At 69.3% G+C, this 12741-nt stretch carries 10 protein-coding genes; 8 read left to right on the top strand and 2 right to left on the bottom strand.

Features of this window, described 5'->3' with window-relative positions; translation table 11 throughout:
* Positions 1-13: 13 nt before the first annotated feature.
* Positions 14-661: a TetR/AcrR family transcriptional regulator gene (locus PU630_RS01795; protein WP_275278646.1), complete on the top strand. Its 648-nt coding sequence runs from the start codon at positions 14-16 to the stop codon at positions 659-661.
* Between the two features lie 137 nt (positions 662-798).
* On the opposite strand, the gene PU630_RS01800 is transcribed toward PU630_RS01795, so the two are convergent.
* Both PU630_RS01800 and PU630_RS01805 read right to left on the bottom strand, forming a co-directional pair.
* Positions 799-2424, bottom strand: coding sequence for an MDR family MFS transporter (locus PU630_RS01800; protein WP_275278647.1), 1626 nt, complete (start codon positions 2422-2424; stop codon positions 799-801).
* On the bottom strand, positions 2421-3125 hold the full coding sequence (locus PU630_RS01805) for a TetR/AcrR family transcriptional regulator (RefSeq protein WP_275278648.1): 705 nt from the start codon (positions 3123-3125) through the stop codon (positions 2421-2423). Before PU630_RS01805 ends, PU630_RS01800 begins: the two co-directional genes overlap by 4 nt.
* Before the next feature lie 186 nt (positions 3126-3311).
* Between PU630_RS01805 and PU630_RS01810 the strand changes: the two genes are divergently transcribed.
* The 7 genes from PU630_RS01810 (at position 3312) to PU630_RS01840 (ending at position 12729) form a co-directional block, all read left to right on the top strand.
* Positions 3312-4019 (top strand): GTP pyrophosphokinase, encoded by a 708-nt coding sequence (locus PU630_RS01810; RefSeq protein WP_275278649.1) that lies wholly within the window; start codon positions 3312-3314, stop codon positions 4017-4019.
* A 181-nt stretch (positions 4020-4200) separates the two neighbouring features.
* Positions 4201-4689: a glutaminase gene (locus tag PU630_RS01815; RefSeq protein WP_275278650.1), complete on the top strand. Its 489-nt coding sequence runs from the start codon at positions 4201-4203 to the stop codon at positions 4687-4689.
* Between the two features lie 292 nt (positions 4690-4981).
* The gene (glgX, locus tag PU630_RS01820; protein ID WP_275278651.1) at positions 4982-7156 is read left to right on the top strand and encodes a glycogen debranching protein GlgX; all 2175 of its coding nucleotides are present in this window, start codon (positions 4982-4984) and stop codon (positions 7154-7156) included.
* Positions 7157-7332: 176 nt separating this feature from the next.
* Positions 7333-7953 (top strand): RNA polymerase sigma factor, encoded by a 621-nt coding sequence (locus PU630_RS01825; RefSeq protein ID WP_275278652.1) that lies wholly within the window; start codon positions 7333-7335, stop codon positions 7951-7953.
* Positions 7943-8407: a hypothetical protein gene (locus PU630_RS01830; RefSeq protein WP_275278653.1), complete on the top strand. Its 465-nt coding sequence runs from the start codon at positions 7943-7945 to the stop codon at positions 8405-8407. The genes PU630_RS01825 and PU630_RS01830 overlap by 11 nt, the downstream gene beginning before the upstream one ends.
* Before the next feature lie 36 nt (positions 8408-8443).
* Positions 8444-10915 carry a CHAT domain-containing protein gene (locus tag PU630_RS01835; RefSeq protein ID WP_275278654.1) on the top strand — a complete coding sequence of 824 codons (2472 nt, stop codon included), beginning with the start codon at positions 8444-8446 and terminating at the stop codon, positions 10913-10915.
* A gap of 242 nt (positions 10916-11157) precedes the next feature.
* The gene (locus tag PU630_RS01840) at positions 11158-12729 is read left to right on the top strand and encodes a S8 family peptidase (RefSeq protein WP_275278655.1); all 1572 of its coding nucleotides are present in this window, start codon (positions 11158-11160) and stop codon (positions 12727-12729) included.
* Positions 12730-12741: the final 12 nt, after the last annotated feature.

Here is a 12741-nt window from a genome sequence, read left to right on the forward strand (position 1 = left end):
ATACGATCGACGCGTGACGACCGCGGCATCCGACAAGCTGACCAAGGGGCAGCGCACGCGGCAGCGCATCTTCGATGCGGCGTTCCGGTTGTTCGGCGAGCGTGGATACCAGGCCGTCTCGCTGCGCGACATCGCGGCCGAGGTGGGCATCACGCACGTGACCGTGCTGCACTACTTCTCGTCGAAGGACGAGCTGCTCGCCGAGCTGATGGTCCACCGCGATGAGATCGAGCGCGAGGCCGCCGCGGCGTTCCTCGCGACGGATCACGAGGCCGACGCCGAATACGGCGGACTGCACGCGCCCGCGCTGCGCTGGATGGTCCATCGCCTGCAGGTCAACGCGCGCGAGCAGGGCGCGGTGCCGCTGTTCCTGAAGATCTCGACCGAGGCGTCGGACCCGGCGCACCCCGCGCACGAGCACTTCGTGGCCCGCTACCGCACGCTGGTCGAACTGCTGGCTCACGGCTTCGAGGAGGAGTTCTCGTACCTGCCCGCCGATGCCGTGCGGGTCGACGCGCGGGTGGCGGCCGAGCACCTGATAGCGATCGCCGACGGCCTGCAGATCCAGTCGATCTACAACGCCGACACGAACCTCATCGTCGACGACGTGTGGCAGTACCTGCGTCTGCTCGGCGTGGTCTCCGCGCCCCCCGCGCCCTGACCCGCCCGCGCCCTTCCGCGAGGTCGCACCTGTTTCCGCGAGGTCGTACCCGTTCCCGCGAGGTCGTACCCGTTTCCGCGAGGTCGTACGGCTGTCGGGATGCCGCGGCGCACCGGCCCGCGGCATCCCGCCCCCCATCACTCCTTCTCGAGGACGCCGATCGCTCCGGTCGTGGCTGCGACGGCGTTCGAACCGTCGATCTCGAGACTCTCAGCGGTGACGTCGCCGCGGTCGATGGTCTTCTTCAACGGCACTTCCTTGACGAAGCACACCAGCACGGTGGCCACGAGCACGAGCGGCAGGATGTACAGGAAGATCGGCGTCAGCGCGTCGTTGTACGCGCCCACGACGATGTCGCGGATGGCGTCGGGCAGCCCCTTGACCAGTTCGGGGGTCAGGCTGTTCGTCGAGCCGGTCTGCCCCGCGGCGCCGGCCGGCATCCGCTCGGCGAGCAGGTCGATCAGGCGCGCGGTGAACAGGCTGCCGACGATCGCCGAGCCGAGCGAGGCTCCGATCTGACGGAAGTAGTTGTTCGTCGAGGTGGCCACGCCGACCTCCGAGCTCGGGAACGTGTTCTGCACGACCAACACGAAGATCTGCATGCACAGGCCGAGCCCGAGGCCCATGACGGCGAGGTAGCTGCACATCACCCAGACCGGCAGGTCGCTGGTCATCGTCGAGAGCAGCAGCATCCCGCCGGCAGTGACGAGGGTGCCGGCGATCGGCGCCCACTTATAGCGCCCGGTGCGGGTGACGAGGGCCCCCGAGATGATCGAGGCGATCAGCACGGTGCCCATCATCGGGATCATCAGCAGGCCCGACTGCGTCGCGTTCGCGCCCGTCACCATCTGCAGGTACGTCGGGATGTAGCCGAGGGCACCGAACATCGCCACGCCGATCGCGAGTCCCGCGGCGGTCATCAGGTTGAAGTTCAGCTTGCGGAACAGGTGCATCGGCATGACCGGCTCGGCCACGCGCAACTCGACGAAGACGAACGCGACGGCGGCGACGACGGTCCCGATGATGAGCCCGATGATCTGCGGCGAGTCCCAGGCGTAGCCGTGGGGGGCATCGTGGCCGCCCCACGTGCTGATGAGGACGATGCCGGTGGATGCCAGGGCCAGCAGCGCGATGCCGAAGACATCGAGCCGCATCTTGCGCTTGGAGTGCGCGGGTAGGTGCAAGAAGAAGATCGCGGCGAGGATGGCGAGGATGCCGAGCGGGATGTTCATCCACAGGCCCCAGCGCCAGGTGAGGTCGTCCGTGAACCAGCCGCCGAGCAGCGGGCCCGCCACGGACGAGATAGCGAAGACGCCGCCCATGATGCCCATGTACTTGCCGCGCTCGCGGGCCGGGACGACGTCGGCGATGATCGCCTGCGACAGGATCATGAGCCCGCCGCCGCCGATGCCCTGTACACCGCGGCCGATGATGAGCCAGGTCATGTCCTGCGCCCAGCCGCCGATGATCGAGCCGATGATGAACACCGCGATCGCACCGATGAAGATGCCCTTGCGGCCGATGAGGTCGCCGAGCTTTCCATAGACGGGCAGCATGATCGTCGAGGCGAGGATGTAGATAGTGATGACCCAGCTCATCTCGTCGACCCCGTCGAGGTCGCCGACGATGGTGGGCAGCGCGGTGGAGAAGATCGTCTGGTCGAGCGATGCCAGCAGCATCGTGACCATCAGGCCCGCGAACACCAGCAGGATGTTGCGGGTGTGATGCGGCTCACGGACGGGTTCGGGTTCGGTCGTGCTCATCGCAGTCTTTCGATCGTGTCGTGCAGCAGCGCCGTGGCGCGGACGCGCAGTTCGGCGGCTGATTCGTCGGTGGTCAGGTCTGCCCGCTCTCGGGTGAGGTCGAGCATCGCGGAGCGCAGGGCGGCCCCGCACATCATGAGGAGGATCTCGGCGGGGCCGTTCGAGACGGCGCGGTCATCGCCGCAGCCCGGAATCGGCCCGTTCGCGGTGCCGGCGGCTGCGGCATCCATCCCCGCGATCTCGACTTCCACACCGTCGGCGTGCGCGACCAGCTGGGCCACGCCGTCGGTGAGCGGGGCGAGCATGCGTCCCATGTGCAGGAAGTGCCGCTGCAGCAGCGCGGGATGGGCATGGATGACGCGGTGCCGGCGATCCCGGATGTCGCGGTCGAGGCCCGGCCCGTCGCTCACGCGCACCAGCAGATCGATGACCTGCTCGGGCAGCGGACCCGCGGGCACCTCGCCCACGACCTCGGCCACGGTGCGGCGGGTGTCGTCTTCGGGGCGCAGGCCCAGCACCGCGTCCTCTTTGCTGTCGAAGTAGTTGAAGAAGGTACGCGGCGACACGTCGGCGCGCTCGCTGATCGCATCGATCGTGAGCGCGTCGAGGCCGTGGTCGTCGACGATCTCGATCGCCGCCCGTTCGATGCGGCGACGGGTGTCGGCGCGCTTGCGCTCGCGCAGTCCGAGGGTTTGTGTCACCGGACGATTGTCACGCCGCTGCGGCTCGGTGCACAAATGCAAGATTGCATTCATGCACGATTCTCAGGTTGTGCGTCGGCATCATGGTGCTGGGGGCGGCTGGAGCCCGCGCTAGGGCGCCGGCGCGCGGCATCCCCTCATCCGATGCTGACCTGACTGTCAGACGTCCGCCGTACGGTGAGTGCTATGCAGACCCCGTCTGATCTCGATGAGCCCGTGGAAGTCTCACCTTCGCAATTGCGGTCGGTGCGCGATGAACTGCAGAGGTTCTTGCTGCCGTACCGGTTCGGACTGCAGGAGGTCTCGACGAAGATCGACATCCTGCGCGACGAGTTCCAGTACATGCACGATTACAACCCGATCGAGCACGTGTCGAGCCGTGTGAAAACGCCCGACAGCCTCGTCGAGAAGGTCAGCCGTAAGGGCATCGAGCCCGACTTCGAGAGCATCCGGTCGCGCATCACCGACATCGCCGGCATCCGCATCACGACGAGTTTCACCGCCGACGCGTACCGGCTCTTCGACCTGCTGACCGCGCAGGCCGACATCTCGGTGCGGCGGGTCAAGGACTACATCGCGCACCCGAAGCCCAATGGGTACAAGAGCCTGCACGCGATCCTCGAGGTGCCGGTGTTCCTGTCCACCGGAACGCTGAGCGTGCCGGTCGAGGTGCAGTTCCGCACGATAGCGATGGATTTCTGGGCCAGTCTCGAGCACAAGATCTACTACAAGTACGACTGCCAGGTGCCCTCCGAGCTGACCGATGAGCTCAAGGACGCCGCCGAGTCCGCGGCGCTGCTCGACGCGCGCATGGAGCGTCTGCACCAGGAGCTGCACGGCGGTCAGAAGCAGCTCGAGGCTCCGCGCGGCGACGGGCGGGTCATCACGGTCTGAGGGGGGGTGCCGGCCCGCGCGGGTTGTTCGTGCGCGGCTGCGCGTGGCTCTGCGCGCCGCGCCCGTGCTGCTCAGAACTCAGCCGATCTGTGCCGTGGGCGGCCCCGGCGACGGCTTTCGCCGCCGCAAGGCGGTGGATCGACGGGGTTCTGAACATCCTGCCCGCCGATACCCTGGCCTGATGGAGCTCGCCGCGATCCTGGATGCCGCGCGCCAGCGCCTCGCCGGGATGCGGCAGGAGCGGCTCGGCGAGCTCGTGCAGCCACGCCGGCTGCTCGGGATCGCGCGGGCGCCGCGCATCGTGCCGCGACTGGCAGCCTGGCACCTGGGCGTGCTGCTGCTGGGCGATGACGCGCTGTACGCAACGGGCGAGATCGTGCGGGCGCGCGAAGAAGTGCGGCGTGGCTTCACCGCGGAGTCGCAGCGCGAGCGCGACGCGCTGGCGGGAGCCGCTTTCCGCGGCGGATTCGCCGAGGGTGAGGTCGTGCACATCGGCTGGACGCCCATCGACTTCGACGTGCTCGCGCAGGGCGAGGCATCGGGACCGGTGCGGGTCGTCGAGGGGATGCCGCGGGTCCGGTGGAGTCGCGCCGGCGGCGAGAGCGACCTGGCCGCCTATCTCGACGAGCGGGTCGAGCTGCTGCGGCATCCCGCTCCCGGCGCCACCTGACGCGCGCCCCCGTCGCCGCCCTCTCTCCCGCCCGCTCCTTCTCCTGCCCGCGCTTCCTTCTCGGCGGATTCATATGAATTTGTCCCACGCACACCAAACCGGCGACAGTTTGATGTGCACGAGACAGTTCCATATGAATTTGCTGCTCGCGCGCTGGCGCTGCTCGCGCGCTGGCGCTGCTCGCACGCTGGCGCTGCTCGCGTAGGGTCTCTGGCCGGGCGGTGCGACCTCGCACGTAGCGAGGGGCGGGGCGCCGCCGGGGTAACGTTGACCGGGTCAGGAAGGGGAACCCGTGGAGACCTGGCCTGGAACCGCTTATCCGTTGGGGGCGACGTACGACGGCAACGGCACGAACTTCGCGCTGTTCAGCGAGGGGGCGCATCGCGTCGAGCTGTGTCTGTTCGACGACGCCGGCGCCGAGGTCCGCATCGAGCTCGTCGACGTCGACGGCTACGTGTGGCACACGTACCTTCCGCAGATCGGTCCCGGCCAGCGCTACGGCTACCGGGTGCACGGCGAGTACGACCCAGCGAACGGCAACCGGTTCAACCCGGCGAAGCTGCTGATCGATCCCTACGCGAAGGCCGTCGAGGGGCAGATCGTCAATGACCCGGCACTCAACGGCGGCGACCCGGACGACCCGACGACACCCGACGACCGCGACTCGGCCGACCTCACCATGACGTGCGTGGTCATCAACCCGTACTTCGACTGGCGCGGCGACCGGATGCCCCGCACGCCGTACGCCGAGACCCTCATCTACGAGGCCCACGTGAAGGGTCTGACGCAGCGGCATCCCGACGTCCCCGACGAGATCCGGGGCACGTACAGCGGCATCGCGCATCCGGCGATCATCGCGCACCTGCAGAGGATCGGCGTCACCGCCATCGAGCTGATGCCCGTGCACCAGTTCACGGCCCCCAGCGCCGCCGACGGGCACTCGAACTACTGGGGCTACAACACCATCGCCTTCCTCGCGCCGCACAACGGCTACTCGTCGACCGGCCAGCGCGGGCAGCAGGTGCAGGAGTTCAAGGCGATGGTGCGCGCGCTGCATGCGGCGGGCATCGAGGTGATCCTCGACGTGGTCTACAACCACACCGCCGAGGGCAATGAGCTCGGCCCGACGCTGAGCATGCGCGGCATCGACAACCGCGCCTACTACAAGCTCGACGAGAAGGACCCGTCGAAGTACACCGACTACACCGGCACCGGCAACAGCCTGAACGTCAGCCACCCGCACACGCTGCAGCTGATCATGGACTCGCTGCGCTACTGGGTGCTCGAGATGCACGTCGACGGGTTCCGCTTCGACCTGGCCTCGACGCTCGCGCGCGAGTTCTACGAGGTCGACCGGCTCTCCGCCTTCTTCGACATCGTGCAGCAGGACCCGGTGATCTCGCAGGTCAAGCTCATCGCCGAGCCGTGGGACGTCGGCCCCGGCGGCTACCAGGTCGGCAACTTCCCACCGCTGTGGACCGAGTGGAACGGCCAGTACCGCGACACCGTCCGAGACTTCTGGCGCGGCGAGCCGCAGGCTCTCGGCGAGTTCGCATCGCGGCTGACCGGGTCGAGCGACCTGTACGTGCATTCGGGGCGTCGGCCCGTGGCATCCATCAACTTCGTCACGGCCCACGACGGGTTCACGCTGAGCGACCTCGTCTCATACAACGAGAAGCACAACGAGGCCAACGGCGAGGAGAACCGCGACGGCACCGACGACAACAGGTCGTGGAACTGCGGCATCGAAGGCCCCACCGACAACGCCGATGTGCTCGCGGTGCGCGCCCGCCAGCAGCGCAACTTCATCGCCACGCTGCTGCTGAGCCAGGGTGTTCCGATGCTCTCGCACGGCGACGAGCTCGGCCGCACGCAGCACGGCAACAACAACGCCTACAACCAGGACAACGAGTTGGCATGGGTGGACTGGGATGCCGCGGACCGGCCCCTCATCGAGTTCACCGCCAGGCTCGCGCAGCTTCGGCGGGAGCATCCCAGCTTCCGGCGCAGCCGGTTCTTCGACGGCAGACCGATCCGCCGCGACGAGGGCGGTCCGGTGCCCGACATCGCGTGGCTGCGCCCCGACGGCACGCAGATGCAGCCGGAGGACTGGGACTCGGGCTTCGGGCGCGCGATCGGGGTGTTCCTCAACGGAGACGGGATCAGAGAACGGGATGCCCGGGGCCGCGCGATCCGTGATCGGCACTTCATCGTGCTGTTCAACGCGGGTGACGAGGCTATCGACTTCACGATCCCGAAGGTCCACGCCAGTCCGAGCTGGGACCTGCTCGTCGAGACCGGTGCGCACGGCAACGGCGAGCATCCGGTCGAGCCGGGCGGCACTGTGACGCTGCAGGCGCGGGCGCTCGCCGTGCTCGGCGCGCACAGCGACGAGGAGACGGACGTCGGCCACTCCGCAGCGGCGTCGGTGGCCCAGGCGACGGACGGGGCTTCGCCCGCTCGTTGAGCGAGCGCAGCGAGTCGAAACGGGCCAGATCGCGGCGTACCGCGGCGTGCACACCGGAGGGGATTCTGGCCGACACGCCGGCCCGCGGCATCCTGCACCCGGTCGAAAAATCTCGTGTCGTCATGTATCAGCGGCCCGACTTCCCTCCTCTCGCAGATGTGGAGACAATTGTCACTGTGACATCCCTTGACGAACCGCCGACCGGCGAAGAGCCGGCCGACGGCGAGCCGACGCGCTGGGAGCGCGCCGGCACCTTGTTCGCGCAGTGGCGTGAGGGTGACACCCGCGCGATGGACGAGCTCGTCCGCCTGATGACGCCGACGCTCTGGCACGTCGTGCGAGCGTACGGGGTGGATGCCGCGCTCGCCGAAGACGTCGTGCAGACGACGTGGCTGACGCTCGTGCGCAGGCACGAGACGATCGCCGACCCGCGCGCGGTGTCGGGGTGGCTCACGACCTGCGCGCGCCGCGAGGCGTGGCGCGCCGGCAAGGCGCAGCGACGCGCCGACGTCACCGACACCGAAGAGCTCGAGCCGCAGCTGCCGGCGGCGGAGTCGGCGGAGACGTCCGCGTCGCGCAGTGACGAGGCGCAGCGACTGTGGGCGGCTGTTGCGCAGCTGGCCGAACGGTGCCGGCGCCTGCTGCGGGTCATAGCGTTCGACGACCGCCCCGACTACGCGCGCATCGCGAAGGACATGGCGATGCCCATCGGCTCGATCGGGCCGACGCGGCAGCGCTGCCTGAGCAAGCTGCGTGCGCTGCTCGGCGATGAGGGGGTGGCGGCATATGGAGACTGACGACTTCTCCGTCGACGCGGCGCTGTTCGCGCGGCTGCGCTCCGCGTGGGAGGAACGCGACCCGGTGCCGGCCGGACTCATCGACCGCATGGTCGCCGCTGTCGCCGTCGAAGACCTCAGCCGCGAGTACGCGCTGCTCACCCTCGTCGAGGGCGAATACGCCGAGGTGCGCGGCGAGACCGACACGTCGACGCTGCAGTTCAGCGACGGCAAGACGAGCGTGCTGCTGCACGTGACCGCGACAGAGGCCGGCGATCATCGCGTCGACGGATGGGTGGATGCCGCAGCCCGCGAGGTGCGCCTGGTCCAGGGTGACCGTGAGCAGAAGAGCCAGGTCGGCGAACACGGTCGGTTCGCGTTCGACGGGGTGCGCGCCGGGCTCACCCGCGTACGGCTCGCGATCACGCGCGAGGGCGAGGCGAGCTGGTTCCAGACCCCGCAGTTCGAGATCTGATTCTCCTATGACCGGCGGCTGCGCCAAGATGGGAGCGTGACCCCGACCGCAGTCGAGCTGCATCGTCGCGCTGTGGAGCAGTGCAACGACGGTCGTTTCGCGCTCGCCGGCCGCACGCTGCAGCGCGCGGCCGAGCGCACGGACGATCCCGACCTGCAAGCGCGGATCAAGGGCACACAGGCCGTGGTACTCCAGCGCACAGGGCACCCGGCCGAAGCCGAAGCGTTGTGCCGGGCGGCTCTGGCCGGCGACAGCATCCGCGAGTCGACACGTGCGGTGGTGCTCGGACAGCTGGGACTTCTGGCGCTCGGCGCCGGACGTCTGCATGACGCGGAGCGCGATCTGTCGGCGGCCATCGCCCGGCTGACGGACGATCCGGTGGCCGAGGCGCGAGCACGGATGAACCGCAGCGTCACCCGTCTGCAGCGACGAGACGCCTCCGGTGCCGCGGACGATCTGGAGCGCGCCGCCGAGATCTTCGCCGACGCGGGACTCACCGTCGATGAAGGACAGGCGCAGCATAACCGCGCGTACGTCGCGCTGCTTCAGGGCGATCTCGTGGCGGCCCTGCGCGGAATGCAGGAGGCCCGTCCGCGAGCCGCGACGTCGGCGGTCGCCGGCGCCGTGTGCGACATGGACGAGGCGGAGGTTCTGCGCGACGCAGGCCTGACGCGGGATGCGGAACGCGCGCTGGTGGCCGCCGCGGCGGTCTTCGGAGCCCAGCGGATGCCGCAATCGCGGGGCGAGGCGGAGTTCCAGCTCGCCTCGTCGCAGCTTCTGCACGATCCCCGAGGGGCCGCGCGCACGGCCACGGCGGCCGAGCGCCGCTTCATCGCCCTCGGCAATACGACCTGGGCGGCGCGGGCGGCCGCGATGCGAATGCGCGCCGGACTCAGCGGAGGCAGCGTGCAGCGTGGCGGTGGACGGCTCTCGGATCCGCGACGCGTGCCCTCGGCCGAAGACGTCGAGGCGACGGCAGCCCTCCTCGATCGGGTCGCCTTCCCGGCTGAGGCGGCGGCGCTACGACTCACGCTGGCCGTCTGGCGGGCACGCCACGGCCGAGCCGACGGCATCGGGGTGATCCGCGTGCCACGGGGCGCGCCCATCCGTGTGCAGCTGCTGGCGTACGAGGCGCGCGCGGCTCGCGCCGCTGCACGTCGTCGATACGCCGACGTCCGCCGCGCCGCTGCCGAAGGGCTCGACGTGTTGACCGGGTGGCGCCGCTCGTTCGGCAGCCTCGACCTGCAGACTTCGATCGCCATGCACGGGAACGACCTGGTGTTCGCGGGTCTCGGCAGCGCTGTTCACACCCGACGCCCCGACATCATCTTCGAGTGGTCGGAGCGCGCCCGTCAGCTCAGCCAGCAAGTCGTCCCGCTGCGTCCGCCTCATGATCCGGAGCTGGCGGCGGATCTCGCCGAACTCCGGATGCTGCGCACCGACGATCCGGACGGCGTCGACACCGCACGGATTCTGCGGCTGCGCGAACGGACGCGCTCGCGTCAGTGGACGCAGACAGCCGCCGGCGCCGCCTGGGAGCGTCAGAGCCTGGAAGGGTTCGTTCCCTCACTCGGCCGCGATACAGCGCTGGTCAGTTACGTATACACGGGCGACGCGCTCACGGCCCTCGTGGTGACGGACCAGGAGCAGCGGGTCATTCCGCTTCCCGGGGCGGCCGCGGCGCGGGCCCAGCTCCCGGGTCTGCGCGCAGACCTCGACATGGTCGCCACGGTGCGCACGGGTCCGCTCGCAGAGGTCGTCCGACGTTCGCTCGACGCAAGGCTCGCAACGCTCTCGGATGTTCTGCTGGATCCTCTGTTGCGCGTGGTCGGCGACCGACGCATGGTCGTCACCGCCCCCGGCATCCTGGCGGGGATCCCCTGGGCGATGCTCCCCGGCGCGAGGGAACGGGCGTTCACCCTGGCGCGGTCGGCGGCGCAATGGGCCGAGAGGCACGGCGCACCCTTTTCGATGCACGCGGCGGGCTTCAGCGTCGGCCCGCGCGTCGCCCGCGGTGGTGAAGAGGTACGCGCAGCGGCAGACGCGTGGGCGTCGCCGACGGTGCTGGAGGGGAAAGCCGCGTCCGTCGACGCGGTCGCCGCGCTGGCGGAGCGCGTCGATGTGCTGCATGTCGCGGCACACGGTCGGCACGCCGTCGACAACGCGCTGTTCTCGGGCCTCGAGCTGGCCGACGGCACACTTTTCGGGTACGACATCGACCGCGTCGGCCACGTCCCTGACGTCGTCGTGCTGTCGGCCTGCGAAGGCGGACGGTCATCGGTGCGTTGGGGTGAAGAGGCCGTGGGCATGGCACGCATCTGGCTGGCGGCGGGTGCCCGTTGCGTGATAGCGGCGCCGGTCGTCGTCGCGGACGATGACGCCTGTGAGCTGCTCGGCGCGCTGCACGCCGAACTCGCGGCGGGAGCAGTGCCGGCAGACGCCCTGGCCGCGGCATCCATCCGAACCGGTCTCGTCACGCCCTTCCAAACGCACGGCACCGGTTTCTGAACTCGACGTATCAGGGCCAGATGAGGGGGCTCTAACACTGTGGGACGTTCGCAGCGCCGGGGGTCATCAGACTGGGGAGTCGACCTCGACGGCGGTGCGCTGCGGCGGAGATGGGCGGACTGGGGACGCCATCGCCGAGCCCAGCGGGAAGGGCGTCGGGGGAGCCGACGTCCTTCCCGTGTGCTCGGCGAAGGATAAAGTTCGAGATCACAGCGCAGAAGCGCACGGGCGAGGAGGTCACCATGGCGGTGCAGGACGGCAGTGACGGCAAGATCGAGCGCACGCCGCGCGGCGCGAGCTGGCAGCAGCGCGAGAACAACATCCGGCCGCTCGGCGCGGTGCTGCAACCTCCGGCGGGTCAGGGAGACGACACGTTCTTTCCGACCGTCTACATTCCGGATCGGCTTCTCGTCGATGCGGGGCGCGACGCCGGCGAGGTCGCCGCGTCGCTGAACCAGGTCTTCGCGCGCGCCGGCTGGCGTTTCGCGCCGGTGCCCGTTGTGCGAATCGACCGCCGCGCTTCGCACAGCGATGCGGACCTCGCGTCAGCCACCCGCCTGCAGATCGTCGGCGAAGAAGCCGCTGCCGGATCGATGCCGGACGCGTGGGCGCTGCTGACGGCCGCGCGACGCGAGAACGTCGACCTGACGGGAGTGGGGCTCGACCATCTTCTGACGGTGGCACCCGTCGGCATGAATCCCTTCACCTCGACGAACCCGTTCACCTCGACGAACCCGTTCACGTCGACGAACCCGTTCACGTCGACGAACCCGTTCACCTCGACCAATCCCTTCACCTCGACGAACCCCGCCTCAGCGGGTCTGGGAGCGTACGCGCTCCCCGGATTCGGCGGGCGACAGGTGATCTCGTGGATCGGAGCGGCACCGGCGCGCGACCGGCGCCGGAAGAAGCGCCGCCCCGTGGTGATGATCGTGGACACCGGGTGCGCCCCCCATCCGTGGTTCGGCGGGGGCGTTGTGGACTCCCATGTGACGCTGGACGGTGACCCGATCGGCATCAGCGACCCGAGCTCGACCCCCGACCTTCATCCCGACCTGGTCGGGCCGCTGGACGGAGAGATCGATCCCGTGTCAGGGCACGGCACCTTCCTCGCTGGCATCGTGCATCAGGTGTGCCCGGATGCCGACATCCTCTCCGTGCGCATCGCGGACAGCCTCGGGCGGGTCATCGAGTCCGACCTCATGAAGGCCATGGAGCAGGTCGCCGAACTCGTGCGCCGCCAGGCGAACGGCGAGGACGGCGGGCGCCGGATCGACGTTCTGAACCTTTCGCTCGGCTACTACCACGAGAACCCCGACGACGTGCTGTACAGTGACGGCCTTCGCGCCGTGCTCATGAAGATCGCCATGCACGGCACGACGATCGTCTGCAGCGCCGGCAATGACGCGACCGACCGTCCGATGTTCCCGGCGGCGTTCCCCAGTGACGACGGCGCGGCGCCGTTGCTCGCGGTCGGTGCGAAGAATCCGAACGGCAACAGCGTGGCGCTGTTCAGCAACACGGCGCCCTGGGTCGACATGTACGCGTGCGGGGTGTCGGTGCTCTCGACGTTCCCGAGCTTCGACGGGGGAGCGCAGGCGGTCACACGCCGCGATGCGCATGGTCAGCGGCGGGAATCCCTCGACCCCGACGACTTCACCGGCGGCTTCGCCGTCTGGAGCGGCACGTCATTCGCGGCCCCGTACATCTCGGGCCGTCTCGCCGCTCTGCTCGACGAGTGGGACGACGACGTGGATGCCGCGACGCGCGCCTCTCGTGCGGCCGAGGCCGTGGCGAAGCTGCAGAAGGAGTAAGGGGAGCGGTGG

It is taken from the genome of Microbacterium horticulturae (genome assembly GCF_029094505.1).
In the GTDB taxonomy this organism is placed as follows: domain Bacteria; phylum Actinomycetota; class Actinomycetes; order Actinomycetales; family Microbacteriaceae; genus Microbacterium; species Microbacterium horticulturae.